Source organism: Roseivivax marinus (genome assembly GCF_900109705.1).
GTDB classification, from domain to species: domain Bacteria; phylum Pseudomonadota; class Alphaproteobacteria; order Rhodobacterales; family Rhodobacteraceae; genus Roseivivax; species Roseivivax marinus.
Genome location: NZ_FOAI01000004.1, coordinates 25149 through 51275, shown reverse-complemented (window position 1 = coordinate 51275; position 26127 = coordinate 25149). Strand labels below are relative to the sequence as shown.

Genomic DNA, 26127 nt, shown 5'->3' with positions numbered 1-26127 from the left:
CTCAGCCGCCGATCCGGGCTTCGAGGCGTTCGATCACCGAGGCAGGGACCTGCGGCGCCGACAGCTGGGCGAGGATGCGCTCCTTGGCCGAGGCGGGCATGGCCTCGCTGTCCTCGACGAAGGCGACGAGGCGGCGGCGGCGCTCCTCGGTCAGTTCCACCAGGTCCTCGACCTCGGCCGGTTCGGGCGCGGCGGTCTCGGGTCGCGCGACGGTGCGGACCTTGATGCCCGCGCCCAGAAGCGGCGTGCGCTGCGCGACCACCTCGCGACTCTCGACCGGCGCCGCATCCACGAGGATGTCGTCGTCCTGCCGGCGCACGAGCGTCACGGGAACGGCTTCAAGTCGGTCGTCCCCTGTCACAGCAAGCACGGTGCCCGACGCATCGAGCGCGGTGGCCGGCAGCCGCGCGAGGCCGTCGATCGGCGCCTCCTCCACCGCCACGGTCACGAAGTCGCCGGGGCGGAAGCCGGGTGCGCGCTCCATCCGGGCATAGATCACCCGGCCGGTCTCGCCCTCGGCGACCGACGCCGCGGCACGGTCGATGGTGCCCTGCGCCACGAGGTCGGTGCCCGCCACGTCCAGCCGCACCGTCACCGGGGCGCGCTGAAGCTCGCCGTCGCCATCGAGCAGACGGGCATAGCCCTGGGTCGAGACGCGGAACGCCACCTCGAGCGCCTCGGGGTCGATCAGCCGCGCGATCTGCTCGCTCTCCGACACGCGCCGGCCCTCGACAACGCTGACCTCGCTGAGCGTCCCCGCAAAGCCCGCGCGAACCTCGGTGTCGGCCAGCGTGCGTTCGGCCTCGGCCACGGCGAGCCGGGCGCGGCGGATCGCGGTTTCCGAACTGGCGATGCGGGCCTCGGCCTCCGCGATGGCCTGCCGGCGCTGGATCACCGCGCTGCGGGCGTTCGCGGTCTGCAATTCGGCTTCCTCGACCGCGGTGGTGCTGCCGACGCCGCGATCCGCGAGGTCGCGCTGCCGCGAGAGCGCCCGGTCGTAGAGCGCTACCTGGTCCTCGGCGGCCGCGAGATTGTCCTCGGCCAGCGTCAGGGCGCGCGTGGCATCGTCGCGTTCGGCAAGAGCGTCCTCGAGATCGGCCTCGGCGCGGTCGCGGGCGGCCTCGGCGTCGGCGGGATCGATACGCGCGAGAAGCTGGTTCGCCTCGACGCGGCCGCCCTCGTCCATCTCGTCGGCCAGTGCCACGATCCGGCCCGAGGCTCCGGCGCGGATTTCCAGCTCGCGCCTGCTCCGGATCTCTCCGTAGGCGGTCAGCACCGGGCGCAGGGTTTCGGCCTCGGCGGTCACGACGTTGACCGAGTAGACCCGTTCCTCGCGCTCGGGCATCCGCGGCTCGTCCGACAGGCGGGCCTGCACGGCGTCGCGCACCAGAAGGCCCGCGTAGGCCAGAAGGCCCAGCGTCATCGCGAAAAGGAACAGCCCCGTGAGGCTCCGGCGGAGAAATCTCATGCGCACTCCGTCTTGCAGCGGCAGGCGGGCCGCGCGTGGCTCGGGTTCATCTTCTTCGGGAGGTGGCCGCGGCACCAGCCGCGCCCAGGCCCCTTCACGAGCCTTTTACGGAACCGCGGGTCACTTCCGTCGCCGATGTTCCGACAATCTCGGAAAGATTTCCACGAAATTGCAGGGACGGTGCCGGTAGTCGAGCTGCAACGCGAGGATCTCGTCCCAGGCGTCTCGGCAGGCCGAAGGGCTGCCCGGCAACGCGAACAGGTAGGTGCCGTCCGCCACGCCGCCGGTGGCACGCGACTGCACCGCCGAGGTGCCGATCTTGTCCATCGAGATCATGGTGAAGACCGTACCGAAGGCGTCGATCTCCTTCTCGTAGACATCGCGGTGCGCCTCCACGGTGACGTCCCGCCCGGTAAGGCCGGTGCCCCCGGTCGAGATCACCACGTCCACGCCCTTCTCGGCGCACCACGCGCGCAGCCGGTCTGCGATGGCGGCGCGTTCGTCGGGCAGGATCGCCCGGTGAGCCAGTTCGTGGCCCGCCGCGCGGATACGGTCGGCCAGGAGGTCGCCCGAGCGGTCGTCGTCCTCGGTGCGGGTGTCGCTCACCGTCAGGAGCGCGATGCGGACCGGGATGAAGTCGCGGCTTTCGTCGATGCGGCTCATGCGCTGCGCTCCGGTCGCGGGGTCAGGGGAAGCGACACGAGGGACAGCAGCCCCCAGCCCGTCGCCGTCCAGTATTGCTCGGGCAGCACACCGCCCAGCCGGTCGAGTCCGCCGGCAATCAGCGTGCCGGCCGGTTCCACCCAGGCCGCGGCGAGCACAGCGCCGGACAGCATCATCCAAAGGCCGAGGCCCATCACCAGCGCCAGCGCGATCCGCGCAGCACGATTCGGCAGCGGCGCGGACCGGCAGCTCAGCGCGGCGGCGACCAGCAGCAGGCCGGCGAGGATATCCTCGGGCGGGCGCCCCTCCCCGCCCCGGCCGAGCGCCAGGAACGCGACGAGCGACAGGACGGCGACGGCCACCGGGGCGCCGAAGGCGTCAGCGGTCTGGCGGGCGGGGCGGCGGTGATTCAGGTTCATGTGCCCATGTCCCGCAAACGGGCGCGGAGCGCCAGCAGGTCCGCCCAGGCGTCGCGCTTGGCCTCGGGGTTCCGCAACAGGTAGGCCGGGTGTAGCATCGGCAGTGCCGGGCGGCCCAGGGCCTCGGTCCACTTGCCGCGCAGCCGCAGGATGCCGCGCTTGCCCAGAAGCGCCTGCGCCGAGGTATTGCCCACGATCACCACGATCTCGGGCCGCGCGAGGTCGAGGTGCCGGCGCAGGAACGGCAGCATCATCGCGATCTCCTCGGGACGTGGGTCGCGGTTCTGCGGCGGGCGCCACGGCATCACGTTGGTGATGTAGACGGCATCCGCGCCGTCCCGATCGCGCCCCATGTCGATCGCGTCGAGCATCTTGTCCAGAAGCCGCCCGGCGCGGCCGACGAAGGGCCGGCCCTCGAGGTCCTCGTCGCGGCCCGGCGCCTCGCCCACGATGGCCACGCGAGCCGCCGGGTCGCCGTCCGCGAAGACCAGCGACCGTGCGCCCCGGCGCAGCTCGCAATGCTCGAACGTCTCCATCGCGGCGCGCAGACCGGCGAGGTCCTGCGCCGCGCCCGCCGCGCGCTCGGCTTCGGCCACGGGATCGACCTCCGGTTTCGGCGGGGCGGCCGCACCGGGGACGTGGGGCGCCTCGGGAGTGGTCGCGGCCGTGGCGGCCGCCGCGGCGCGATCGGCCACGCGCGCGGCATCCGCCGCGAAGCGGTCCACGGGCGCCTCCGCGATCGCCTCGGTCACGCCCGCCTCGATCTGCCAGTCGAGAAGCGCGCGTGCGGCGTGCCAGTCCAGTGCCGAATCCATGACGCGACCCTAGACCCGCCCGCGATGCGGGAAAAGCGCGCACACGCGGCAGGCGGTCGATCACCTGCCATGTCGCCCGGGATGACGCCCGCCGGACGGGATCGAACGGCTCTTCGACGATCCGGAACAGTCTAATCGGCCGTTCGCGTCAAGATCGGTCGCAGGCCCGGCAGGGCGCTGCCGCCAAGAGCTTCCGGCATCATGCTGAACGATCTGCCCACGGCGTCTGCCCCGCCTTGCGTCACCCCAACCCGCCCTGCTCTGGAGCGGTCCGCGACCCGTTTTGACGCGACAAGACGGCGGCCTCGGCTGGACAGGCGCCGCCGCCGAAACTCATCTCATCTCACCAGACGCCTGCAACGAGCGGGGCGAGAGCCCGGCCGGGACCCTGTCCGATCGGACGCTCGCCGGAACCCGGACAGCCCGCCGCGTCACCCCATTTCGCGCCGTCACATGCGGCGGCCCCTCGCGTCGCCGCCCCGCCACCCGCCGGCGCAATCCCGCAGCCTCCCTTGCCCGTCTCCGGCACGCTGCCTATACCTGCGCCACCACGTCGCAGACCGCCGGAGCCCACGATGCGTTTCGACCACCGCCACCTCCTCGGAATTGCGGCCCTGCGGCCCGACGAGATCGTGACGCTTCTCGACCTCGCCGACCGCTATGTCAGCCAGTCGCGCGACACCCGCGGACACGCGCAGACGCTGTCGGGGCTCACCCAGATCAACATGTTCTTCGAGAATTCGACCCGCACGCAGGCAAGCTTCGAACTGGCCGGCAAGCGGATGGGCGCGGACGTGATGTCGATGGCGATGCAGGCCTCGTCGATCAAGAAGGGCGAGACCCTGATCGACACGGCGCTGACGCTGAACGCCATGCACCCCGACCTTCTGGTGGTGCGCCATCCCCATTCCGGCGCCGCGGACCTGCTTGCGCAGAAGGTGAACTGCGCCGTCATCAACGCCGGCGACGGACGGCACGAACATCCCACACAGGCGTTGCTCGACGCGCTGACGATCCGCCGTCGCAAGGGCCGGTTGCACCGCCTGACCGTCGCGATCTGCGGCGACATCGCCCACAGCCGCGTGGCGCGCTCGAACATCCTGCTCTTGCACAAGATGGAGAACCGCGTCCGCCTCGTCGCGCCGCCGACGCTGCTGCCGTCCGGGATCGAGGACTTCGGCGTCGAGGTCTGCCACGACATGACCGAGGGCCTGAAGGACGCCGACGTGGTGATGATGCTCCGCCTCCAGCGCGAGCGCATGGACGGCGGCTTCATCCCGTCCGAGCGCGAGTACTACCACCGCTACGGGCTCGACGCCGAGAAACTGGCCCACGCCAAGGACGACGCAATCGTCATGCACCCGGGCCCGATGAACCGCGGCGTGGAGATCGACGGCACGCTCGCCGACGACATCAACCGATCGGTGATCCAGGAACAGGTCGAGATGGGCGTCGCCGTCCGGATGGCGGCAATGGACCTGCTCGCTCGCAACTTGCGCGCCCGCCCCTCCGAGATCATGGCATGAGCGGGGACGCCAAAATTTTAGTTAAAATTTTTGCGTCTGTGCCGCACCGCAGCCACGCCCCCACGATCTTAGTTAAGATCGTGGGGGCCCAGCCCAAGCTCCGCACGGAGACCGCATGAGCGACCTCGATATTCGCGCCGCCGAGACCGGGACCACCCGCGTCTTCGACCTTGACCTGCCGCCCGAGGCGGTTGAACGCTTCACCACCCAGGCCGGCACCGGTGAATGGCCGTTGCAATACGCTCTGGGCGCCGACCGCCTGCGCCAAAGCTTCGTCGAGATCATCAAGATCCGCGATCTCGGGACCATGCCGCTCTCGGCCTACCTCGCCGAGGCGCACAACCTGTCGGGCTCCGACTTCGAAGCCGCGCGCCCGAGGCTCGATGCCCTGCGCGGCCATGTCGTCGTGCTGCCGGCGCAGGCCTTCGACCGCACCGCGCAGACCCTCAATCCGCAGGCGCCGCTGCGCCACGTGGGCACCTTCCGCGAGGCCGGCGCCTCGGCGCAGGCCGCGCCGCTGCGCAGTGCCTCCGCGCGCGGCTCCGCGGCCGATGCCGATCCCGTGGCGGCAACGCCTGCCAAGACCTCGCCGCTGCTGCGCGCGCTCGCCATCGTCGTGCTGGCCCTGATCGCCGGCGTCGCCCTTTACCTTCTGGCCACCGCATGACCGACACCCACCGACCGCTGCTGATCCACAATGCCCGCCTCGTCGACCCCGAGGCCGGTCGCGTCACCGAAGGCGCCGTCCTGGTCGAGGACGGCCGCATCGCGCAGGTCTTCGACCATCCCGCCCCCGAGATCGACGAGGGCCGTGTGCCCGCCGACGCGCGCCGCGACGCTGGCGGCAAGGTTCTGGCGCCCGGCATCGTGGATATCGGCGTGAAGATCTGCGAGCCCGGCGAGCGGCACAAGGAAAGCTACGGCAGCGCGGGCGCGGCGGCCGCCGCTGGCGGCGTCACCACCATCATCACCCGCCCCGACACCGATCCGCCCATCGATACGCCCGAGACGCTGGAGTTCATCCGCCGCCGCGGTTCCGAGGCCGCGCCGGTCCGTGTTCTGCCCATGGCCGCGCTGACAAAGGGCCGAGCCGGGCGTGAAATGACCGAGATCGGATTCCTGATGGACGCCGGCGCGGTGGCCTTCTCGGACTGCGACCACGTGATCGCGGACACCCGCGTGCTGTCCCGCGCTATGAGCTACGCCGCGGGGCTTGGCGCGCTGATCGTCGCCCACCCGCAGGAGCCGGGACTGAGCCGCGGCGGCGCGGCCACCTCGGGCAAGTTCGCAAGCCTTCGTGGCTTGCCATCGGTGTCGCCCATGGCCGAACGCATGGGCCTCGATCGGGACGTCGCGCTGGTGGAGATGACCGGAGCGCGCGTGCATTTCGACCAGGTGACCGCCGCACGCGCCCTGCCGCCCTTGGAACGCGCCAAACGCAACGGGTTCGACGTCACGGCCGGCACCTCCATGCACCACCTGACGCTCAACGAGATGGACGTCGCGGACTACCGGACCTTCTTCAAGGTGAAGCCGCCGCTCCGCTCCGAGGACGACCGGCAGGCGGTGATCGAGGCGGTCCGCACGGGCCTGATCGACGTGATCTCGTCCATGCACACGCCGCAGGACGAGGAATCCAAGCGCCTGCCCTTCGAGGAGGCCGCGAGCGGTGCCGTCGGTCTGGAAACCATGCTGCCGGTCCTGCTGCGCCTCTACCATTCGGGCGATCTGGACCTGCCGACGCTGTTCCGCGCGCTGTCGCTGGCGCCCTCGCGGCGGCTGGGGCTCGACAGCGGCCGGATGGCGGCGGGCGCCCCTGCCGACCTCGTGCTCTTCGACGCCGAGAAGCCCTTCATCCTCGACCGCTTCAAGCTGCGGTCGAAGTCCAAGAACACGCCATTTGACGGCGCACGGCTGCAGGGTAAGGTCCTTGCGACGTTCGTCGGAGGCCTCTCCGTCTTCGAGGCTGCCTGATGCCCGTGCTGGACTCCGCCACCTTCGTTCTGCTGCTCTGGGCCGTGCTGGGCTATCTCTGCGGCTCCGTGCCGTTCGGGCTCATCATCACTCGCGCGATGAGGCTGGTGGACCCGCGCACCATCGGCTCGGGCAATATCGGCGCCACCAACGTGCTGCGCACGGGATCGAAGGCCGCGGGCGCGGCGACGCTGATCCTCGACGCCGTGAAGGGAGCCGTCGCGGTGGTTGCCGCCCGTCTCGCAGCCGGTGAGGACGCGGCCCAGGTCGCCGCGCTCTTTGCCTTCATCGGTCACTGCTACCCGGTCTGGCTGCGCTTTCGCGGCGGCAAGGGAGTGGCGACGTTCCTGGGCGTTCTGCTGGGCCTCGTGTGGCCCGTGGGCCTCCTGACCTGCGCCACGTGGATCGCGGCCGTGGTGATGACGCGGGTGTCGAGCGTGGGCGCGCTGACCGCGGCGGCGGTCTCGACCATCTGGATGTTCCTGATCGCGCAGTTCGACACGGTGCTGGTCGGGATCGTGATGACACTGCTGCTCTACTGGCGGCACCGTCAGAACCTCGCGCGACTGCGGGCCGGGACGGAGCCGAAAATCGGCCAGAAACCCTGATCGAGGGACAGGCGCGCGAGATGCCCCGAGCATTCAGCACCTGAGCGAAGACCTTTGTGGAGACAAGATCAAGCCGCGGCGTCCGTCCCGGCGGGTCTCGCAAGTGATCGCTCTCGAGAGACGCGCCGAGATGCCCTGCCAGCGCAACGCGCCAACGCGCGCCGAAGCTTCGCCCCTCAGCCGGCCTCGGCCCGGAGGTCGCCGGCCCGGTCCAGATGGGACCGGATCGCGCCCGCGACCGCGTCGGGGTGGCTGATCGGAACCATGTGCCCCGCGCCGGGAACCACCACGTCCTCGACCACCGGCAGACGCGCCGCGAGGCCGCGGTGGATCGCGCCGAGGATCGGCGGGCTGTCCCCGCCGCGCACCAGCATCACCGGCGCGCGCACCGCTGCGGTCGCATCCGGCGCCAGAAGCCCCTTGGAGTCCTCGTTCAGCACATCGCCCGTGACCATGACCTGCGGCATCTGCGCGGCCATGCGGGCGCGCGCGGCGTCGGGAAGGCTGGTCCAGTCCGGGCCGCCCCCCCAACGCCCGGTGAAGGCGCGCGCGGCCGCATCCCAGTCGCCGTCCGCGGCATGGCGGGCCGCCGGGGCCCCGGCGTCGAGGTTGGCTTCGAAAAGGTCCGGCGCCTCGTCCCGCGCGGCGGCGAAGAGCACCGGCTCGATCAGGGTCAACGTCGCGACGCGCTCAGGGTAGGTCTCGGTCAGCCGCAGGGCCACGGTGGCGCCGAAGGAATGGCCCACCAGGTGCACGCGGGGACCGAGAAAGCTTTCGGCGATATCGGTCACGAGGTCATGGACATCGCGCACGCCGTCCCAGTCGCCGCTGCGGCCGTGGCCGGGCATGTCGGGGGCGATGGCGGTCAGCCGGTCGGACAGGGCCTCGGCCATGCCGGTCCACGCCCCGGAATGGGCGAGCGCGCAATGCAGCAGAAGGGCGGGTTCGGGCCCGGTCCCGAAGCTCCGCCAGTGGACGGGATGGCCCGCCCGCGTGCCCTCGGGCATCAGATCTCTCCCGTGAGGTGCCTGTCGAGGTCATCGAGCCGGTCCTGTCCCCAGAACCGCTGCTCGTCTCCGGTGATGTAGAAGGGCGAGCCGAAGGCGCCGCGCGCGATCGCCTCCTCGAGATTCGAGGCATAGATCTCCGCCCCGGCGAGCAGCCCGCTCGAGGCCAGCGTCGGGTCGAAGCCCGCCTCTTCCAGCGCGCCGCGGATCACGCCGTCTTCGGCGATGTCACGGTTCTCGGCCCAGCACGCGCGCAGGATCGCGTGGACCAGCGCACCCACGTTGCCGCCGCCCGCGCGCTGCGCCGCGATGATCGCGTAGGACGAGGGCGCGGGGTTCGTGGGCCAAAACGACGGAGCCAGCGACATCGGCAGGCCGGTCTTCTTCGACTGCCGCAGGATCTCCTGCGCGCGGTATTCCTGCCGCGACGGGTGCCGCTGGGCCGGGGGTGTGCCACCGGTGCGCGCGAAGAGCGCGATGATGTCCATCGGCTTGTAGGTGATGGTGGCGCCGCGCTCGGCGGCGATCTCTTCCAGCCGGAGCCCCGCGAGGTAGCTGAAAGGCGACAGCGTGGAGAAGAAGTAGTCGATGTGCGGCATGCCTGTTCCGTTCTTCCCTGCGCGTCTTTGCCGGACCGTAGGGGCGTGCTAAGCGCAGCGCAACCAACGATTCCCCCTCCCCGGAGCCCGCGCCTCATGCCCACCGTCGTAGAACCCAAGCTCATTTCCGGAAACGCGAACCTGCCGCTGGCGCAAGCGATCGCGCGCCGCATGTCGCTCTACCGCGGCATGAGCGTGGGGCTGGTCGATGCCCGGGTCGAGCGGTTCAACGACGGCGAGATCTTCGTCGAGGTGTTCGAGAACGTCCGCGGCGAGGACATGTTCGTGATCCAGCCGACCTCGAACCCGGCCAACGACAACCTGATGGAGCTTCTGGTGATGACCGACGCGCTGCGCCGGTCGTCGGCAGCGCGCATCACCGCCGTGATCCCCTACTTCGGCTATGCCCGTCAGGATCGCCGCACCAAGGCGCGCACGCCGATCACCTCCAAGCTGGTCGCGAACATGATGGCCAGCGCGGGCATCGAGCGGGTGCTGACGATGGACCTGCACGCGGCGCAGATCCAGGGCTTCTTCGACATCCCGGTGGACAACCTCTACGCCTCGCCGATCTTCGCGCTGGACATCAAGAGCCAGTTCAAGGGCGAGCTTGACGACGCGATGATCGTGTCCCCGGACGTGGGCGGCGTCGCCCGCGCGCGCGAGCTGGCCAAGCGCCTCGACGCGCCGCTGTCCATCGTGGACAAGCGCCGCGAGAAGGCGGGCGAGGTCGCGGAGATGACCGTGATCGGCGACGTCACGGGGAAGAAGTGCTTTATCGTCGACGACATCTGCGACACCGCCGGAACGCTCTGCAAGGCGGCCGAGGTGCTGAAGGACCACGGCGCCACCGAGGTTCACGCCTACATCACCCACGGCGTGCTTTCCGGCCCGGCGGTCGAGCGCATCTCGAACTCGGTGATGAAGTCGCTGGTCATCACCGACTCCATCCAGCGCAGCGAGAGCGCCAAGGCCGCGCCCAACATCCGCGTGGTGCCGACCGCGCCGATGTTCGCGCAGGCGATCCTGAACATCTGGAACGGCACCAGCGTGTCGTCGCTGTTCGAGACCGACACGCTCGGTCCGATCTACGAAGGCATCCTCTGAACCCGCGATTCCGATGAAAGCGGGCCGCCCGGGCGGCGGCCCCGAGAGGTTGGAGAGGGCGAGCGGATCGCCGGCCCCCTGCCCTTTCAGAGCACGTCCCAGTCGTCTTCGTCACTGATCTCGCCGATCGCCATCCAGCTCATGCGGACGCGGGCGACGCGGGTGTCGCCCCAGGTCCGGAACACCATTTCGAAGCTGTCCGGCTTCACGGTGTCGGCCAGCAGGTCCGCGCGCACGTTGGCACCCGAGTCGATGTCCCAGAGCGACAGCGTCAGATGCACAGACGGGGCGTCGCTGAACGGCTCGGAGAAGGCGATGCGGCGGCGGCGCTCGCGCGCACCCGATCCGGTCCACATCTCTCCGCCGTTGGCGAAGTCCGAGAACAGCTCGACGGTGCCCTGATCCACCCCGATGCGGTGGCTGCGTAGTTTCTTCATGTTGTCGTCACGTGATCTTTCGCGCCATCCTGTCGGGCGGACGGGCCAATTCCAACGTCAAATGCACGTCCCGCGTGCACCGGTCACGAAAAAACCCCGCCGGTCGGGCGGGGTCTTCTCGGATCGTCTCGGATCGCGCGCCGATCAGAGGTTCGGCTGCTTCTCCGACAGGCCGATGTGGCCGCCCACGGCAACCATGTCGGCCAGAAGCTTGGCGGCATCGTCCACCGGGCCCGGCTCGTTCTCGAAGGTGGATTCCTTCGCCTTGCGATACCGCTCCTCGGCCTCGGCCACGAGCTGTTCGTAGGTCTCCTGGTCCACGTCCTCGCCCGGCAGAGCGCGCTCGGCCAGGACCGACAGGCCCTCGCCCAGCTCCGCGAAGCCGCCGGTGACGACGAACTTGCGGGTCTGGCCGTTCGCGGTCTCCACGACCATCACGCCGGGGCGCAGCGTGGTGATCAGAGGCGCGTGGTTCGGCATCGCGGTCAGGTCGCCATCGGCGCCCGGCAGCTGCACCGACACGACCTCCTCCTGCATGAGCCGGCGTTCCGGGCTCACCAGGTCGAATTGCATGGTCTCAGCCATATCGTGCCTCCTGAAAGGACGGGGCGCGCGCGTCCGCCGCGCCGCCCCGCCGGAAAGGTGTCAGTCTCAGGCGGCGTCGGACGCCATCTTCTCGGCCTTGGCCTTCACGTCCTCGATGCCGCCGACCATGTAGAAGGCGCCTTCGGGCAGGTGATCGTATTCACCCGCGACAACGGCCTTGAACGACGAGATCGTGTCCTCGAGCGGCACCTGGACGCCGTCCGAACCGGTGAAGACCTTCGCCACGTCGAACGGCTGCGACAGGAAGCGCTGGATCTTCCGGGCACGGGCCACGGTCAGCTTGTCCTCTTCCGACAGCTCGTCCATGCCGAGGATCGCGATGATGTCCTGCAGCGACTTGTAGCGCTGAAGGATACCCTGCACGTCCCGCGCGGTCTGGTAGTGCTCTTCGCCAAGGATGCCCGGATCCATCAGGCGCGAGGTCGAGTCGAGCGGGTCCACCGCGGGGTAGATGCCGAGCTCGGAGATCGCGCGGTTGAGAACCGTGGTCGCGTCGAGGTGGGCGAAGGTGGTCGCCGGCGCCGGGTCGGTCAAATCGTCCGCGGGCACGTAGACGGCCTGGATCGAGGTGATCGAGCCGGCCTTCGTCGAGGTGATCCGCTCCTGCATGGCGCCCATGTCGGTCGCCAGCGTCGGCTGGTAGCCCACGGCCGAGGGGATGCGGCCCAGAAGCGCCGACACCTCGGAGCCCGCCTGCGTGAAGCGGAAGATGTTGTCGACGAAGAACAGAACGTCGGTGCCGGACTGGTCGCGGAACTGCTCGGCCAGCGTCAGGCCGGTCAGCGCGACGCGGGCACGGGCCCCCGGCGGTTCGTTCATCTGGCCGTAGACCAGGGCCACCTGGCTGTCGGGCAGGTTGTCGGGCTTGATCACGTTCGACTCGACCATCTCGTGGTAGAGGTCGTTGCCCTCACGGGTGCGCTCACCCACGCCGGCGAACACGGAGAAGCCCGAGTGCACCTTCGCAATGTTGTTGATGAGCTCCATGATGAGAACGGTCTTGCCGACGCCCGCGCCGCCGAAGAGGCCGATCTTGCCGCCCTTCGCGTAGGGGGCCAGCAGGTCGATGACCTTGATGCCGGTAACCAGCACCTCGGACGAGGTCGACTGTTCCTTGAACTCGGGCGCCTCGGCGTGGATCGGGCGATATTCGTCCGCCTCGACCGGTGCGCCTTCGTCCACGGGCTCGCCCACGACGTTGAGGATGCGCCCCAGCGTCGCGTTGCCCACGGGCACGGTGATCGGGCCGCCGGTGTCCTCGACCGGCTGGCCGCGGACGAGGCCTTCGGTGCCGTCCATCGCGATGGTGCGCACGGTCGACTCGCCCAGGTGCTGGGCGACCTCGAGCACGAGGCGGCGGCCGTTGTTGTCGGTGGTCAGCGCGTTCAGGATCTCGGGAAGGTGGTCGTCGAACTGAACGTCGACCACGGCGCCGATGACCTGCGTCACTTTGCCTTTCGCGTTTGCCATCTATTCGTCTCCGGTCTTAGAGCGCCTCGGCGCCCGAGATAATTTCGATCAGCTCGTTGGTGATGACCGCCTGGCGGGTCCGGTTGTATTCCCGGTTGAGGTTCTCGACCATGTCCTCCGCGTTGCGTGTCGCGTTGTCCATGGCGGTCATGCGCGCACCCTGTTCGGATGCCGCGTTCTCGAGCAGGGCCGAGAAGATCTGCGTCGCCACGCCGCGCGGCAGCAGGTCCTCGAGGATCGCCTCCTCCGACGGCTCGTAGTCGTAGAGCGCCGCCGAGCCGTCGTCCTGGGCCTCGTCCTCGTCCACCTCGAAGGTGGCGGGGATGATCTGCTTGGCCGTCGGTTTCTGGCTGATGACGTTCTCGAACACCGAGTAGAAGATCGTCGCCTTGTCGAACTCGCCGCCGTCGAAACGGTCGAGGACGTCCTGCGCGATCCGCTGCGCGTCCGGGTAGCTCAGCCGCTTCACGTCCGACAGATCCACGTGGCCGACGAAGTGATCGCCCCAGTCGCGGCGAAGGGCATCGCGGCCCTTCTTGCCGACGGTCAGGATCTTCACTTCCTTGCCGTTCGCCTTCAGCTCCGCGGCATGGGACCGCGCGAGCTTGGCGATGTTGGCGTTGAAGCCGCCGCAGAGGCCCCGCTCGGCCGTCATCACGACGAGCAGGTGCACGCGATCGTCGCCCGTCCCGCGCAGAAGGCGCGGGGCGGTTTCACTGTCGCCCACCGAAGCGGCGAGCGAGGCCATCACCGCGTTGAACCGCTCCGCGTAGGGGCGGGCCATCTCGGCGGCATCCTGGGCGCGGCGCAGTTTCGCGGCCGCGACCATCTGCATGGCCTTGGTGATCTTCTTGGTCGATTTGACCGAAGAGATCCGTGTTTTCAGGTCCTTGAGGGACGGCATACGCTGTCCTCCTTAGGCGAAGTCTTTGGCGTACTCGTCCAGCACGGCCTTGATGCGGTCGGAAGCCTCGCCCTTGATCTTCGGATCCTCGTTGGTGATCCAGTCGAGCAGGTCCTTGTGCTTGCCGCGCAGGTGCTGGAGGAGCCCCTGCTCGAAGCGGCCGACATCCGACGTCTTGATGTCGTCGAGGTAGCCGTTGGTTCCGGCGAAGATCACGCAGACGATTTCCGCGTTGGTCAGCGGCGCGTATTGCGGCTGCTTCATAAGCTCGGTCAGGCGCTCACCGCGGTTCAGCTGACGCTGGGTCGCAGCGTCGAGGTCGGAACCGAACTGTGCGAACGCCGCCATCTCGCGGTACTGCGCGAGCTCGAGCTTCACCGGGCCTGCGACCGACTTCATCGCCGAGGTTTGCGCCGACGAACCCACGCGGCTCACCGACAGGCCGGTGTTCACGGCCGGGCGGATGCCCTGGTAGAACAGGTCGGTCTCGAGGAAGATCTGGCCGTCGGTGATCGAGATCACGTTGGTCGGGATGAACGCCGAGACGTCGCCGCCCTGGGTTTCGATGATCGGCAGCGCGGTCAGCGAGCCGGCACCGTTTTCCTCGTTCAGCTTCGCCGAACGCTCGAGCAGGCGCGAGTGCAGGTAGAAGACGTCGCCCGGGTAGGCTTCGCGGCCCGGCGGGCGGCGCAGCAGGAGCGACATCTGGCGGTAGGCCACGGCCTGCTTGGAGAGGTCGTCGTAGACCATCAGCGCATGGCGGCCGTTGTCGCGGAAGAATTCGCCCATCGCGGTTGCCGAGTAGGGCGCGAGGTACTGCAGCGGTGCCGGCTCGGAGGCGGTCGCGGTCACGACGATGGAGTATTCCATCGCGCCGGTTTCCTCGAGCTTCTTGACCAGCTGCGCCACGGTCGAGCGCTTCTGGCCGACGGCGACGTAGACGCAGTAGAGCTTCTGGCTCTCGTCGTCGCCGGCGGCTTCGTTGTAGCTTTTCTGGTTGAGCATGGCGTCGAGCGCCACGGCGGTCTTGCCGGTCTGGCGGTCGCCGATGATCAGCTCGCGCTGGCCACGGCCGATCGGAATCATCGCGTCCACGGCCTTGAGGCCGGTCGCCATCGGCTCGTGCACCGACTTCCGCGGCATGATGCCCGGCGCCTTCACGTCGGCGACGCTGCGCTGGGTGGTCTCGATCGGGCCCTTGCCGTCGACCGGGTTGCCGAGCGCGTCGACCACGCGGCCGAGAAGCGCATCACCCACCGGGACTTCCACGATGGTGTTGGTGCGCTTGACGGTGTCGCCTTCCTTGATGTCCTTGTCGGTGCCGAAGATCACGACGCCGACGTTGTCGGCTTCGAGGTTCAGCGCCATCCCCTGGATGCCACCGGGGAATTCGACCATCTCGCCGGCCTGAACGTTGTCGAGGCCGTGCACGCGGGCGATGCCGTCACCCACGGACAGCACGCGACCCACTTCCGCGACCTCGGCCTCCTGACCGAAGTTCTTGATCTGCTCCTTCAGGATCGCAGAAATTTCGGCTGCTTGGATACCCATTTATCCGACCTCTTTCATGGCATTCTGGAGGGAGGCGAGCTTGGAGCGGATCGACGTGTCGATCATCTTCGAGCCTACCTTTACAATAAGTCCGCCGATCAGGGCGTCGTCGACTTTGGTGTTGAGCTTGACGTCTTTACCGACCTTGGCCTTCAGGGTGTCGGCGAGCTGCGTGCGCTGCGCGTCGGTCAGCTCCACCGCCGACGTGACATCCGCGGTCACTTCGCCCTTCTGCTCGGCGATCATCTCGCGCAGCTGCGTCAGGAAGGCCGGCACCACGAACAGGCGGCGCTTGGACGCCATCAGCGCCAGCGTGTTCCGCATCTGCGTGGAGGTGCCCATCTTCTCGGCCACGGCGGTGATCGCCTTGCCCTGCGCGTCGCGCGAATAGACGGGGTTGCGGATGAGGTCGCGCAGATCCGCGCTGTCCTTCAGCGCCGCGTCCAGCGCGTCCACGTCGCCCTCGAGAGTGTCGAGCGATCCGTCCTCGCGCGAGATCTCGAACAGGGCTGCGGCGTAACGCTCGGCGATGCCGGAGGAAATCGAAGCAGGTTCAGACACGTCCACCCTTCCCAAAAGTCTAGCCCCCGTGGCCGCGATCAGGAGGCCAGGAGGCGTGAGCCGGTTGGCCCCAGACCTTGCCGGGGCTGCAAAATCAGCGCGGATGTAGCAGAGCCTCCCGCACCCCGCAACATGCTAAGGAACTTTTAAGCCGCGCGGGAAATCCCATGATTTCAGCCGTTTCGCGCTAACATCCCGCGTGACGTCGGGCCATGTGGTTCGCAACGCTCGCTTTTCCGTGACGCCCCGTGGTGATTCAGTCCGTCCCGCACGCGGCGCCGCGCCGCAGCTTAGACCGGCTTGGCGACGGGTTTGGGCGCCAGAACCTCGAGCGGGTCGCGCACCCGGTCCGTCAGCGGCCGTCGCGTGGGCGGGTAGCGCTTGGAGGCGAGCACGATCATCACGCCCCCGGCCATCGCCGCCGGGATCGCCCGGCCGACCTTTTCCCAGAATGGGCCCGTCCGCATCCAGAACCGCCGCGTAGAGGGCGGCTGGTAGAGGACCGACACGTGCGCTTCGGGAATGAAATCGTGCGCCTTGAGCTGCGACTCCAGCTGGCTCAGCGAATAGGGACGGCCGTAACCGAACGGCGTCCGGTCCGACCGCGCCCAGAGGCCCGAGCGGTTGGGGACCACGAAAGCAGCCTGCCCGCCCGGGCCCAGCACCCGGTAGCATTCGTCCAGCAGCGCGGTCGCGTTGTCGCAGGTTTCGAGCCCATGCATCAGCACCAGCCGGTCCACATGCCCGGTCTCGAGCGGCCACTCGGTCTCGTCACAGAGAACCGACACGTTCGGCAGACCGTTCGGCCAGTGCATCACCCCCTGCGGCGCGGGCATCAGCCCCACCACCCGGCGCGACTGCGCGAGGAACGGTCGCAGCAGCGGCACCGCGAACCCGTAGCCCGCCACCGTGCGGCCGTGGGTGTCGGGCCACAATGTCTGAAGATGTCCGCGCACGATCTTCTGCGCCACGCGCCCCAGCGCGTTGCGATAGTAGAAGTCTCGCAGGGTACGGACATCCAGATGCATTGCGACGGGTCGCCTCTCCGTCCTAGCTTCCCGGTGAGACTGTGCACGATACCCAAAGGGAGCGAAATGGAAATGGCCCTGGAACTTGTTACGATCCCGGCGCTGTCGGACAACTACACCTACCTGCTCCACGACGCCCGGAGCGGCGCGACCGCGGTGATCGACGTGCCCGAGGCCGATCCGATCGACGCCGCCCTGACCGAGCGCGGCTGGACGCTGTCCGAGATCTGGCTGACCCACCACCACGACGACCACATCCAGGGCGTCGAGAAGCTGAAGGCCAAGCACCCCGCGGCCGTCATCGGCGCGCGCGCGGATTCGCACCGTCTGCCGCCGCTCGACCGGGCGCTGTCGGACGGCGACACGTTCGAGTTCGGCGGCGAGGAAGTCCACGTGATGGACGTGTCGGGACACACGGTAGGGCACATCGCCTTCCACCTGCCCACATCGCGCATCGCGTTCACCGCCGACAGCCTGATGGCACTGGGTTGCGGGCGTGTCTTCGAGGGCACGATGGAGCAGATGTGGAACAGCCTTCAGAAGTTCCTGACGCTGGACCCCGAGACCACGATCTGTTCGGGTCACGAGTACACCCAGAAGAACGCGGAGTTCGCCCTGACCATTGAACCGGACAGTTCAGCGCTTAAATCACGTGTAGACGCGGTTGCGGCAGCGCGGGCGAAGGGCGAGCCCACGGTGCCGTCGAAACTTTCCGAAGAATTCGCCACCAATCCCTTCCTGCGCGCCGGCGATGAACCCGTGCGCGAGAACCTCGGGATGATGGACGCCCCCGCGCACGAGGTCTTCGCCGAGATCAGACGCCGCAAGGATTCCTTCTGACGCCCGATTCCCGAACAGCCAGGCCACTCACACCGAATGTGACCGGGGCTGTTACAGAAAATACTTGAAGCAGTGGGTCGATCGACCGAACTTTAACTTCAAGAGGCAATGCTGGGGAGGCCTTCCCCGGCGCAGACAAGAGGAGCACTCCCGCCGTGCCTTCATTCTCGAACACTCTTGAGCAGGCCATCCACGCAGCGCTCGCCCTGGCAAACTCGCGCAGCCACGAATTCGCGACGCTCGAGCATCTCCTCCTCGCGCTCGTCGACGAACCGGACGCCGCACGCGTGATGAAGGCGTGCGACGTCGACACCGAAGAGCTTCGCACCTCGCTGGTGGAGTTCATCGACGGCGACCTGTCGAACCTCGTCACCGACATCGAGGGGTCGGAGGCGGTGCCGACCGCCGCGTTCCAGCGCGTGATCCAGCGCGCGGCGATCCACGTGCAATCCTCGGGCCGCACCGAGGTGACCGGCGCGAACGTCCTCGTGGCGATCTTCGCCGAGCGTGAATCGAACGCGGCCTTCTTCCTGCAGGAGCAGGAGATGACCCGTTACGACGCGGTGAACTTCATCGCCCACGGCGTGGCCAAGAACCCGGCCTTCGGCGAAAGCCGCCCCGTGCAGGGCGCCGCCGAGGAGGAAGAGGCCCAGCAGGCCGAGACCGCATCGTCCGGCGATCAGAAGGAATCCGCGCTGGCCAAGTACTGCGTGGACCTCAATGCCAAGTCCAAGAAGGGCGACGTGGACCCGCTGATCGGCCGCGACAGCGAAGTCGAGCGTTGCATCCAGGTGCTCTGCCGCCGCCGGAAGAACAACCCGCTGCTGGTGGGTGACCCGGGCGTCGGCAAGACCGCCATCGCCGAGGGCCTCGCCCGCAAGATCGTCAACGGTCAGACCCCCGAAGTCCTGTCCGAAACCACGATCTACTCGCTGGACATGGGCGCGCTGCTGGCGGGCACGCGCTATCGCGGCGACTTCGAAGAGCGGCTGAAGGCCGTGGTGACCGAGCTCGAGGAACACCCCGACGCGGTTCTGTTCATCGACGAGATCCACACCGTCATCGGCGCCGGTGCCACCTCGGGCGGCGCGATGGACGCGTCGAACCTCCTGAAGCCCGCGCTTCAGGGCGGCAAGCTGCGCACCATGGGCTCCACCACCTACAAGGAGTTCCGCCAGCACTTCGAGAAGGACCGCGCGCTCAGCCGCCGTTTCCAGAAGATCGACGTCAACGAGCCGACGGTCGAGGACAGCGTGAAGATCCTCAAGGGCCTCAAGCCCTATTTCGAGGAGCACCACTCGATCAAGTACACCAACGACGCGATCAAGACCGCCGTCGAGCTGTCGGCGCGCTACATCAACGACCGCAAGCTGCCCGACAAGGCCATCGACGTGATCGACGAGGCCGGCGCGGCGCAGCACCTGGTCGCTGAATCCAAGCGCCGGAAGTCCATCGGCACCAAGGAGATCGAAGCCGTGGTGGCCAAGATCGCCCGCATCCCGCCCAAGAACGTCTCCAAGGACGACGCGGAGGTGCTGCGCGATCTCGAGGGCTCGCTCAAGCGTGTCGTGTTCGGGCAAGACCCGGCGATCGAGGCGCTGTCCTCCGCGATCAAGCTGGCCCGCGCCGGTCTGCGCGAACCCGAGAAGCCGATCGGCAACTACCTCTTCGCCGGCCCCACCGGCGTCGGCAAGACCGAGGTGGCCAAGCAGCTCGCCGACACGCTCGGCGTCGAGATGCTGCGCTTCGACATGTCGGAGTACATGGAGAAGCACGCCGTTTCGCGCCTGATCGGTGCGCCTCCGGGCTACGTGGGCTTCGATCAGGGTGGTCAGCTGACCGACGGCGTCGACCAGCACCCGCACTGCGTGCTGCTGCTCGACGAGATCGAGAAGGCCCACCCGGACGTCTACAACATCCTGCTGCAGGTCATGGACCACGGCACGCTGACGGACCACAACGGCCGCACGGTCGACTTCCGGAACGTGATCCTGATCATGACCTCGAACGCGGGGGCGTCCGACATGGCCAAGGCAGCCATCGGCTTCGGCCGGGATCGGCGCGAAGGCGAGGACACCGCCGCGATCGAGCGGACGTTCACGCCGGAGTTCCGCAACCGCCTCGACGCGGTCATCTCGTTCCAGCCGCTGCCGCGGACGGTCATCCTGCAGGTCGTCGAGAAGTTCGTCCTGCAACTCGAGGCACAGCTGCTTGATCGCGGCGTGTCCATCGAGCTGACCAAACCCGCCGCCGAGTGGCTGGCCGAACGGGGCTACGACGACAAGATGGGCGCGCGTCCTCTGGGCCGTGTCATCCAGGAGCACATCAAGAAGCCGCTGGCCGAGGAACTGCTCTTCGGGAAGCTGCAGAAGGGTGGCGTGGTCCGTGTCTCGGTGAACGAAGACGGCGACACGCTCAAGCTGGACCTCGACGGCCCCGAGAAGCGCCGCCTGTCGTCCAAGCGTCCTCCGCTTCTGACCGCGGAATGATGCTCCGGGCCTCGGCCCTGATCCTTGTCGCCTCCGCCGCGCCCGCCGCGGCGGAGGCTTTTCTGTCGCTGCCCCTCGACTGCACGCTCGGGCAGGACTGCTACATCGAGGACTACCACGACGCGGAGCCGGGTGAGGGCCAGCGCGACTACACCTGCGGGATCAAGTCGCGCGACGGTCATCGCGGCACCGATTTCGCCCTGCCGAGCACCGAGGCGATGGACGCCGGCGTCACGGTCCGTGCGGCCGCCCCCGGCACCGTCGAGGCTATCCGCGACGGTGAGGCCGACCGCCCCCTCACCGCAGACCGCCGCTCCGAAATCGAAGGCCGGGAATGCGGCAACGCCGTTCGGATCGGCCACGAAAACGGCTACCAGACGCTCTACTGTCACATGAAGAACGGCTCCGTCGCGGTCGCCCCCGGCGACACTGTCGCGACCGGTGACGCGCTGGGACAGGTCGGCCTGTCGGGCGAGACCAATTATCCCCACCTGCACCTCAGCGTGCTGCGCGACGGCGCGCGGGTCGATCCGTTCGCGCCCGACAGCACCGAGGCCTGCGGCGAGGCGACCGAAACGCTCTGGACCGATCCCCCGGGCTACGAGCGCTCCGGCCTCTTCACCGCCGGCTTCTCGATCGTGGTGCCCTCCCTCGACGCCGTGCAGAGCGGTAGCGCGCGCATGGCGACGGCCGCTCCGTCCGAGGCGCTGGTGCTCTACGGGCATGCCTTCTACCCGGAAACCGGCGACGTCCTGCGGATGGAGGCCACGGGCCCGGACGGCAGCACGCTGTTCCGTGAGGACATCACCATCGAGAAGGAGCAGGCGCAGCTCTTCCGCGCCTATGGCCGCCGCGCGCCCGACACGGGCTGGCCCACCGGCACCTATACCGGGTCGGTCACGCAAATGCGCGGTGACACCCTGATCGCGGTCCGGCACGCCACCATCACGGTGCGCTAGCTCCGCTCACTTCTCGGTCAGCTTCAGCTCGATCCGGCGGTTCTGCGCCCGCGCGGTCTCGGTATCGGCCGGGTTCACCGGCTGGTACTGCCCGAAGCCGTTCGCGGCGAGACGCTCCGGGGACAGGCCCAGCGCGTCGATCATGTAGCGCACCACGGACAGGGCCCGGGCCTGGCTGAGCTCCCAGTTGTCGGCGAAGCGGCCACCGCGGATCGGCGTGTCGTCGGTGTGCCCGTCCACGCGGATCACCCAGTCGATCTCATCGGGGATGTCGCTGGCCACCCGTTCGAGGATCGAGGCGACCTTGGCGATCTCTTCGCGGCCCTGCGTGGACAGCTGATCGCTGCCCACCGGAAACAGGACCTCGGACGAGAACACGAAGCGATCGCCCTCGATCCGCACGCCGGGCGTATCGCCCAGGATCTCGCGCATCCGGCCGAAGAATTCCGAGCGGTACCGCTCGAGGTCCTGTTTCTCGGCCTCGAGGCGCTGCCGCTCGGCCTCTTCCAGTTCGCGCCGGCGGCGTTCCTCGGCGGCGGCACGGGCGAGCGCCTGGTTCAGGTCCTGCCCGAGGTTCTGCAACTGCACCTGCGCCGCCTCGTCACGGTCCTGCGCGTCGTCGAGCAATGCCTGAAGCGAGGTCAACTGCCGGCGCAGCTGCGCCACCTGCTGGTTCAGAAGCTCGGTCTGCCGGGTGGCCTGATCGGCGCGCTCGGTCTCGCTGTTCAGTTCCGATTGCGCCGTCTGCAAGAGAGCCGCGCGGGTTTCGGCCTGGGTCATGGCGTTCTCGGCCTGCGCCTGGGCAGCCTCGCGCGCGGCGAGCGCGGCGACGAGACGCTCGCGCACCTCCTCGGCGGAAAGCTCCGATGCTTCCTGCGCAGCGACCACTTCCGACAGTCGCTGCTCCAGTTCCTCGGCGCGCGCGGCGCGATCCTCGGCCTCGGCCCGGGCGGCGGCCAGCTGGGTTTCCAGCGCGGCAACCGCCGCCGCCTGCTCGTCGGTGGCAACGCTGCTGTCGTCGAGCGCCGCGCGCAACCGGGCTGTTTCGCCCTCGAGCCGGGTTACATCCTCGCGCAGACCGTCCGCGCTCGCGGCGCGCGCCTCCGCCGCGTCCAGCTGGTCGCGCAGGGCGGCGACCTCCGCGCTTTCGGCGTCGCGGTCGGCAAGCGCGTCGGACAGCGATTGCTGCGCCTCGTACTCGGACAGAAGCGCGGCGGCAAGGCGGGCGTTCAGATCCTCCTCGGCCGACCGCGCGGCGGCGAGCAGGGTCAGCGTCTCCTCGGCTTCGGCGCGCTCGGCTTCCAGCGCCAGCTGCATGGCGGTCAGTTCGGCATCGGCACTTTCGAGCCGCTGGCGCAGGGCAGCGGCGGCCTCGGCCTCGGCCAGTCGCTGCGCCTCCTCGTCAGACAGCTCGGCGGTCAGCGCGTCCACGTTCGAACTCAACGCTGTCACCTGGTCGGACGCCTCGGCGTTGCGCGCGCGCAGATCGGCAACGAGGGCCTCGATCGCCTCGCGGCGGGACGCAGCCAGGCGCGCGGCCTCGGCCTCGGCATCGACCTCGTCCCGCGCCTGCGCCAACGCCAGTTCCAGCGCGTCACGCTCTTCGGTCAGTGAGGTCCGCGCCGCCTCAAGCTCGTCGCGCGACGCGGTGAGCGCGGCGATGCGCCCGGCATCGGCCTCGGCGCCCTCTTCCAGCGTCGCGACCCGGTCCCGCGCGGCGTCACGCTCGGACAGCAGCGCGGCGACGCGGTCCTCGTAGGATGCGATCCGGGTTTCGGCTTCGGTCAGCGCGGCCTCCTGCCGGTCGCGTGCTTCCGTCAGCGTGCGGATCATGGCGTCACGCTCTGCGGCGCGGGTCTCGGCATCGTCGAGCGTGGCCGACAACTCGCCCAGCTGGTTGGTCAGCGAGGTATTCTCGCGCTCGGCGAGGCCCAGCGCCGAGGACAACGCTTCGATCTCGGAGGTCAGCTGCGACAGGCGCGACTGCTGGGTGGCGAGTTCGCTTTCCTGCCCGGTGATGGTCTCGCGCAGGACGAACTGGATGACCATGAAGATGGTCAGCACGAACATCAGCACCAACAGAAGGCCCGTCATCGCGTCGACGAAGCCCGGCCAGATCGAGGCCTGGAACCGCTGTCCGCTGCGCCGCGCGAGCGCCATGGATCAGCCCTCCCGGCTCTGCTTGGTGGTGAAACGCTGTGGACGCACGGCCTGGCCGCCTTCGCGGGGGGTGCCGGCGGACGGTGCCGCAGGGCGCCCCGCGCCGGCCTGCCGGCTGATCTGGCCCAGCGTCCGCGACAGCCCGGCAAGGTCGGTGCGCAGCTCGGCCATGCTTTCCTGCCGCCCCGCCGAGATCTCTTCAAGAAGCCGCAGCATCTGCACGTCGATGGAGCGCAGCCGCATCCGGCTTTCGGCGTCCAGGCCACCGTCGCTTTCGCGCGAGGACAGAACCTCTATCAGCCGCTCCTGCCCGTCAGCGATCCGCGCAAGCGCGGCGCCCGACGGCGCGGTCGCCTCCATCCGTTCGGTCATCCGCTCGATCGAGTCGGCCAGCTGGCCGAGCCGGCCTTCGATCTCGGTGCGCGAATCCTCGGACCGGGCGTAAAGCTCCTGCATCGCCTCCATCTGGTCGGCGACCTGTTCGAGCGCCACGGCCGCGCCCGACATCTCGTCGCTGCCCTCCGACGCCGAGATCCCGATGCGGGTGATCGACGACAGCCATTCCTCGAGTTCGCGGTAAAAACGGTTCTGGCCGTGACCCGCGAACAGCTCCAGAAGGCCGACGATCAACGAACCGGCGAGGCCCAGCAGCGACGAGGCGAAGGCCACGCCCATGCCGCCGAGCTGTCCTTCGAGGCCGCTCATCAGGCGGGAAAAGACCTCCGTCCCGCTCTCGCCCTCTTGCGGAACGAGAGACCGGATCGTGTCCACCAGCGCCGGCACCGTCGTCGCAAGGCCGTAGAACGTGCCGAGAAGGCCGAGAAAGATCAGCAGCGAGACGATGTAGCGGGTGATCTCGCGCGCCTCGTCGATGCGCTGCGCCACCGAATCGAGGATCGACCGGGTGGAGGTCGTGGTGATCTGCATCCGTCGTCCGCGCGCCCGCAACAGCGTGGCGAGCGGCGCCAGAAGACGGGGCGCGCGCGCTTCACGGGCCTCGCGGCCGCCGCGGACGAACCCCTCGATCCACCGGACCGAGGTGATGATCTGCCCGACCTGCCAGAAGCAGGCAAGCACGCCGAGGACGAAGACGAACAGGATGAAGCCGTTGAGGTACGGGTTCGCCTGGAACACCGGCAGTACACTCGGCAGCGCCATGACGCCGCCCATCGCGGACAGCACCAGAACGGCCACCATCGCCAGCGTCTGCCGGAGCGGCTGGGAGAACTGAGGCTCGGTCTCGTGGCTCGGCTGATCCATGCGCGGGACCGCTCCTTCCCCGTCTAACGGGTTGACAACTCGTCCGGACCCTAGGCCCTCGCGCGCCTCAAGCCAAGCGGTCGGCCCGCAGCGCGCGGACACGATCGCTCAACCATTGCAGTTCTGCATCCGGGATGCCCAGATCGGCCAGCTGCTGCGTGGTGTTCCACAGGTATTCCGGATTCGGCCCCCTGCCCCCGACGGCGCCCGCAATGATCTCGGCCTGCTGCTCGAGAGTGAGATGCGCGGCATATTGGTCGTGGTCCGAGTCGATCACGTAGGCCAGCGCGGTAAGCGGGCCCTCGTCGGTTTCGAGCTCCACCAGCCGTTCGAGGTAGGCCGAAGAGACCAGTTCGCGCTCGCGCAGGTAGGCCAGCACCTCTTCGGTCTGGTCCTCGCGCGCGGCCAGCGCCAGCCCGTCGCAGGACGCTCCCTCCATCGCGTCGAGCGCCAGAACCAGTCCGGGGTCCTCCGGCGTGCCGCGGTGGTGAATCGACTTCATGCAAAAGCTGCGGTGATAGCCGTTCAGCCGCGCCGGGCGGCTTTCCGCAACCTCGAAGCCGGGGTTCCAGAGAAGTGATGCGTATCCGAAGACCCAGAGTGTCATCGCCATGGTCCTTGTCGTTCCGCGTCTGTAAACACCATCGCACCACGAGGTTGAAGGGGCCGCCCATGAGATTGCTTGCCGCGCTGATCGTCGTCGCCGCTCTCGCCTGGTCGGGGCTGTGGGCCGTGCAGGCCTGGATCGCCCGGGGCGCGATCGAGGACTGGGCCGAGGCGCAGCGCGCCGCCGGCTGGGAGGTGTCCTACTCGGACCTCGACGTGGGCGGCTTTCCCAATCGCGTCGACGTTCGCATGAGCGATCTCGCGGTGGCGAACCCCGAGGCCGGATGGGCATGGGAGGCGCCGTTCCTGCAGGCCTTCCGGCTGGTCTACAAGCTCGACCACTTCATCTTCGCCTTCCCCGAGCGGCAGGTCGTCTCGACGCCCGAGGGCACGTGGCAGGTGGGCTCCGAGGGCCTGCGCGCGAGCCTCGTCCTGGGTTCGGGCACCGAGCTTGGCCGTTTGCACTTCGAGGCCGACAGCCTCGTCGCCGAGGACGAAGAAGGCGGCCGCACCGAAATCGACGATCTGCGCGGCGCGTTCGACCGCGTCGAGGACACGGCGCCGGTCTACCGGCTCTCGGTCGCCGCCGAGACCGGCCTCGGCGACGCGCCCGAGGACGGCGGCACGCGCGATCCCGACATCGCGCTGCGCGCGGACGTGACCTTCGATGCGACCCCGGCGCTGGACAGCGGGCCGGTGCGCCCGGTGCGGATCGAGATCGACCGCGCCGAGTATGCCTTTGAGGCCGCGCGTCTTAGGCTCGACGGCGACGTGGACGTGGACGGCGACGGCAGGCTTTCGGGCGACGTGAGCCTTCTCGCCGAGAACTGGCAGGCGTTGCTGGACGAGGCGGTGGACGACGGACGGCTGGAGCCCGACGCGGCCGAGACGCTGGAGGGCGTCCTCGGCCTCGTGGCGCGCATCCGGGGCAGTTCCGATACGCTCGACGTGGGCCTCAGGCTCGAGGACGGCGCGGCCTACCTCGGGCCGGTGCCTCTCGGACAGGCACCGCGCCTGCGGTTCTGACGCCGTTGCGGGTCCGGGCCTTGCGACCCCTGCAGGGCCGCGCG

General features: G+C 68.8%; 25 protein-coding genes. 9 read left to right on the top strand and 16 right to left on the bottom strand.

Translation table 11 applies throughout. The features are described 5' to 3' along the window. Position 1: 1 nt before the first annotated feature. The 4 genes from BMX29_RS06515 to BMX29_RS06500 form a co-directional block, all read right to left on the bottom strand. Entirely contained in the window at positions 2–1468 is a 1467-nt protein-coding gene (locus tag BMX29_RS06515; RefSeq protein WP_092811359.1) for an efflux RND transporter periplasmic adaptor subunit, read from the bottom strand. 120 nt (positions 1469–1588) lie between these two features. Next, positions 1589–2131, bottom strand: coding sequence for a molybdenum cofactor biosynthesis protein B (gene moaB, locus BMX29_RS06510; protein WP_092811357.1), 543 nt, complete (start codon positions 2129–2131; stop codon positions 1589–1591). Beyond that, positions 2128–2550, bottom strand: a complete 423-nt coding sequence (locus BMX29_RS06505) for a hypothetical protein (RefSeq protein ID WP_043842049.1) — start codon at positions 2548–2550, stop codon at positions 2128–2130. Before BMX29_RS06505 ends, moaB begins: the two co-directional genes overlap by 4 nt. After that, complete coding sequence (locus tag BMX29_RS06500) at positions 2547–3365, bottom strand: uracil-DNA glycosylase (RefSeq protein ID WP_043842048.1); 819 nt, start codon at positions 3363–3365, stop codon at positions 2547–2549. The genes BMX29_RS06505 and BMX29_RS06500 overlap by 4 nt, the downstream gene beginning before the upstream one ends. Before the next feature lie 575 nt (positions 3366–3940). Here BMX29_RS06500 and BMX29_RS06495 point away from each other — a divergent pair. The 4 genes from BMX29_RS06495 to plsY all read left to right on the top strand — a co-directional run bounded on the left by BMX29_RS06495 (position 3941) and on the right by plsY (position 7473). Continuing rightward, positions 3941–4891 (top strand): aspartate carbamoyltransferase catalytic subunit, encoded by a 951-nt coding sequence (locus BMX29_RS06495; RefSeq protein WP_092811355.1) that lies wholly within the window; start codon positions 3941–3943, stop codon positions 4889–4891. Between the two features lie 115 nt (positions 4892–5006). Then, the gene (locus BMX29_RS06490) at positions 5007–5558 is read left to right on the top strand and encodes an aspartate carbamoyltransferase catalytic subunit (RefSeq protein WP_092811353.1); all 552 of its coding nucleotides are present in this window, start codon (positions 5007–5009) and stop codon (positions 5556–5558) included. Next, positions 5555–6865 carry a dihydroorotase gene (gene pyrC / locus BMX29_RS06485; RefSeq protein ID WP_092811351.1) on the top strand — a complete coding sequence of 437 codons (1311 nt, stop codon included), beginning with the start codon at positions 5555–5557 and terminating at the stop codon, positions 6863–6865. Before BMX29_RS06490 ends, pyrC begins: the two co-directional genes overlap by 4 nt. Next, positions 6865–7473, top strand: a complete 609-nt coding sequence (gene plsY, locus BMX29_RS06480) for a glycerol-3-phosphate 1-O-acyltransferase PlsY (protein WP_092811349.1) — start codon at positions 6865–6867, stop codon at positions 7471–7473. Before pyrC ends, plsY begins: the two co-directional genes overlap by 1 nt. Positions 7474–7649: 176 nt before the next feature. Here plsY and BMX29_RS06475 read toward each other — a convergent pair whose 3' ends face one another. Then, positions 7650–8480, bottom strand: a complete 831-nt coding sequence (locus BMX29_RS06475; RefSeq protein ID WP_092811347.1) for an alpha/beta fold hydrolase — start codon at positions 8478–8480, stop codon at positions 7650–7652. Continuing rightward, positions 8480–9079: a 2-hydroxychromene-2-carboxylate isomerase gene (locus BMX29_RS06470; protein WP_092811345.1), complete on the bottom strand. Its 600-nt coding sequence runs from the start codon at positions 9077–9079 to the stop codon at positions 8480–8482. Before BMX29_RS06470 ends, BMX29_RS06475 begins: the two co-directional genes overlap by 1 nt. A 96-nt stretch (positions 9080–9175) precedes the next feature. Here BMX29_RS06470 and BMX29_RS06465 point away from each other — a divergent pair, with 96 nt between their 5' ends. Beyond that, positions 9176–10186 (top strand): ribose-phosphate pyrophosphokinase, encoded by a 1011-nt coding sequence (locus tag BMX29_RS06465; RefSeq protein WP_092811343.1) that lies wholly within the window; start codon positions 9176–9178, stop codon positions 10184–10186. Between the two features lie 86 nt (positions 10187–10272). On the opposite strand, the gene BMX29_RS06460 is transcribed toward BMX29_RS06465, so the two are convergent. From BMX29_RS06460 to BMX29_RS06430, 7 genes are all read right to left on the bottom strand, one after another. Beyond that, positions 10273–10623 (bottom strand): H-type lectin domain-containing protein, encoded by a 351-nt coding sequence (locus BMX29_RS06460; protein ID WP_092811341.1) that lies wholly within the window; start codon positions 10621–10623, stop codon positions 10273–10275. Positions 10624–10767: 144 nt separating this feature from the next. Continuing rightward, a complete protein-coding gene (locus BMX29_RS06455) occupies positions 10768–11208 on the bottom strand; it encodes a F0F1 ATP synthase subunit epsilon (protein ID WP_043842029.1) in 441 nt (146 codons plus the stop codon). Between the two features lie 66 nt (positions 11209–11274). After that, on the bottom strand, positions 11275–12699 hold the full coding sequence (gene atpD / locus BMX29_RS06450; protein WP_043842028.1) for a F0F1 ATP synthase subunit beta: 1425 nt from the start codon (positions 12697–12699) through the stop codon (positions 11275–11277). Between the two features lie 16 nt (positions 12700–12715). After that, a complete protein-coding gene (locus tag BMX29_RS06445; protein WP_043842027.1) occupies positions 12716–13603 on the bottom strand; it encodes a F0F1 ATP synthase subunit gamma in 888 nt (295 codons plus the stop codon). 12 nt (positions 13604–13615) lie between these two features. After that, complete coding sequence (gene atpA, locus BMX29_RS06440; protein WP_043842025.1) at positions 13616–15154, bottom strand: F0F1 ATP synthase subunit alpha; 1539 nt, start codon at positions 15152–15154, stop codon at positions 13616–13618. After that, positions 15155–15721 carry a F0F1 ATP synthase subunit delta gene (locus tag BMX29_RS06435; RefSeq protein WP_092811339.1) on the bottom strand — a complete coding sequence of 189 codons (567 nt, stop codon included), beginning with the start codon at positions 15719–15721 and terminating at the stop codon, positions 15155–15157. A gap of 284 nt (positions 15722–16005) precedes the next feature. Then, positions 16006–16743 (bottom strand): class I SAM-dependent methyltransferase, encoded by a 738-nt coding sequence (locus BMX29_RS06430; RefSeq protein WP_043842023.1) that lies wholly within the window; start codon positions 16741–16743, stop codon positions 16006–16008. A 72-nt stretch (positions 16744–16815) separates the two neighbouring features. On the opposite strand from BMX29_RS06430, the gene gloB reads away from it, so the two are divergent. The 3 genes from gloB (at position 16816) to BMX29_RS06415 (ending at position 21031) form a co-directional block, all read left to right on the top strand. Continuing rightward, complete coding sequence (gene gloB / locus BMX29_RS06425; RefSeq protein WP_092811615.1) at positions 16816–17583, top strand: hydroxyacylglutathione hydrolase; 768 nt, start codon at positions 16816–16818, stop codon at positions 17581–17583. A 155-nt stretch (positions 17584–17738) separates the two neighbouring features. After that, a complete protein-coding gene (gene clpA, locus BMX29_RS06420) occupies positions 17739–20072 on the top strand; it encodes an ATP-dependent Clp protease ATP-binding subunit ClpA (protein WP_043842021.1) in 2334 nt (777 codons plus the stop codon). Continuing rightward, positions 20069–21031 carry a M23 family metallopeptidase gene (locus tag BMX29_RS06415; protein WP_092811337.1) on the top strand — a complete coding sequence of 321 codons (963 nt, stop codon included), beginning with the start codon at positions 20069–20071 and terminating at the stop codon, positions 21029–21031. The genes clpA and BMX29_RS06415 overlap by 4 nt, the downstream gene beginning before the upstream one ends. Before the next feature lie 6 nt (positions 21032–21037). On the opposite strand, the gene BMX29_RS06410 is transcribed toward BMX29_RS06415, so the two are convergent. The 3 genes from BMX29_RS06410 to BMX29_RS06400 form a co-directional block, all read right to left on the bottom strand. Beyond that, positions 21038–23191 (bottom strand): peptidoglycan -binding protein, encoded by a 2154-nt coding sequence (locus BMX29_RS06410; protein ID WP_092811335.1) that lies wholly within the window; start codon positions 23189–23191, stop codon positions 21038–21040. Between the two features lie 3 nt (positions 23192–23194). Continuing rightward, the gene (locus BMX29_RS06405; RefSeq protein ID WP_051487354.1) at positions 23195–24451 is read right to left on the bottom strand and encodes a biopolymer transporter ExbB; all 1257 of its coding nucleotides are present in this window, start codon (positions 24449–24451) and stop codon (positions 23195–23197) included. A 67-nt stretch (positions 24452–24518) separates the two neighbouring features. Further along, complete coding sequence (locus BMX29_RS06400) at positions 24519–25058, bottom strand: gamma-glutamylcyclotransferase (protein WP_043842533.1); 540 nt, start codon at positions 25056–25058, stop codon at positions 24519–24521. Positions 25059–25123: 65 nt separating this feature from the next. Here BMX29_RS06400 and BMX29_RS06395 point away from each other — a divergent pair, with 65 nt between their 5' ends. Then, positions 25124–26083, top strand: a complete 960-nt coding sequence (locus BMX29_RS06395) for a DUF2125 domain-containing protein (RefSeq protein ID WP_175471144.1) — start codon at positions 25124–25126, stop codon at positions 26081–26083. Positions 26084–26127 lie beyond the last annotated feature (44 nt).

Bases quoted from the DNA above. Each gene is read 5' to 3' on its own strand.
- BMX29_RS06515 (WP_092811359.1), bottom strand. From the start codon at position 1,468: ATGAGATTTCTCCGCCGGAGCCTCACGGGGCTGTTCCTTTTCGCGATG.
- moaB (WP_092811357.1), bottom strand. From the start codon at position 2,131: ATGAGCCGCATCGACGAAAGCCGCGACTTCATCCCGGTCCGCATCGCG.
- BMX29_RS06505 (WP_043842049.1), bottom strand. From the start codon at position 2,550: ATGAACCTGAATCACCGCCGCCCCGCCCGCCAGACCGCTGACGCCTTC.
- BMX29_RS06500 (WP_043842048.1), bottom strand. From the start codon at position 3,365: ATGGATTCGGCACTGGACTGGCACGCCGCACGCGCGCTTCTCGACTGG.
- BMX29_RS06495 (WP_092811355.1), top strand. From the start codon at position 3,941: ATGCGTTTCGACCACCGCCACCTCCTCGGAATTGCGGCCCTGCGGCCC.
- BMX29_RS06490 (WP_092811353.1), top strand. From the start codon at position 5,007: ATGAGCGACCTCGATATTCGCGCCGCCGAGACCGGGACCACCCGCGTC.
- pyrC (WP_092811351.1), top strand. From the start codon at position 5,555: ATGACCGACACCCACCGACCGCTGCTGATCCACAATGCCCGCCTCGTC.
- plsY (WP_092811349.1), top strand. From the start codon at position 6,865: ATGCCCGTGCTGGACTCCGCCACCTTCGTTCTGCTGCTCTGGGCCGTG.
- BMX29_RS06475 (WP_092811347.1), bottom strand. From the start codon at position 8,480: ATGCCCGAGGGCACGCGGGCGGGCCATCCCGTCCACTGGCGGAGCTTC.
- BMX29_RS06470 (WP_092811345.1), bottom strand. From the start codon at position 9,079: ATGCCGCACATCGACTACTTCTTCTCCACGCTGTCGCCTTTCAGCTAC.
- BMX29_RS06465 (WP_092811343.1), top strand. From the start codon at position 9,176: ATGCCCACCGTCGTAGAACCCAAGCTCATTTCCGGAAACGCGAACCTG.
- BMX29_RS06460 (WP_092811341.1), bottom strand. From the start codon at position 10,623: ATGAAGAAACTACGCAGCCACCGCATCGGGGTGGATCAGGGCACCGTC.
- BMX29_RS06455 (WP_043842029.1), bottom strand. From the start codon at position 11,208: ATGGCTGAGACCATGCAATTCGACCTGGTGAGCCCGGAACGCCGGCTC.
- atpD (WP_043842028.1), bottom strand. From the start codon at position 12,699: ATGGCAAACGCGAAAGGCAAAGTGACGCAGGTCATCGGCGCCGTGGTC.
- BMX29_RS06445 (WP_043842027.1), bottom strand. From the start codon at position 13,603: ATGCCGTCCCTCAAGGACCTGAAAACACGGATCTCTTCGGTCAAATCG.
- atpA (WP_043842025.1), bottom strand. From the start codon at position 15,154: ATGGGTATCCAAGCAGCCGAAATTTCTGCGATCCTGAAGGAGCAGATC.
- BMX29_RS06430 (WP_043842023.1), bottom strand. From the start codon at position 16,743: ATGCATCTGGATGTCCGTACCCTGCGAGACTTCTACTATCGCAACGCG.
- gloB (WP_092811615.1), top strand. From the start codon at position 16,816: ATGGCCCTGGAACTTGTTACGATCCCGGCGCTGTCGGACAACTACACC.
- BMX29_RS06415 (WP_092811337.1), top strand. From the start codon at position 20,069: ATGATGCTCCGGGCCTCGGCCCTGATCCTTGTCGCCTCCGCCGCGCCC.
- BMX29_RS06410 (WP_092811335.1), bottom strand. From the start codon at position 23,191: ATGGCGCTCGCGCGGCGCAGCGGACAGCGGTTCCAGGCCTCGATCTGG.
- BMX29_RS06405 (WP_051487354.1), bottom strand. From the start codon at position 24,451: ATGGATCAGCCGAGCCACGAGACCGAGCCTCAGTTCTCCCAGCCGCTC.
- BMX29_RS06400 (WP_043842533.1), bottom strand. From the start codon at position 25,058: ATGACACTCTGGGTCTTCGGATACGCATCACTTCTCTGGAACCCCGGC.
- BMX29_RS06395 (WP_175471144.1), top strand. From the start codon at position 25,124: ATGAGATTGCTTGCCGCGCTGATCGTCGTCGCCGCTCTCGCCTGGTCG.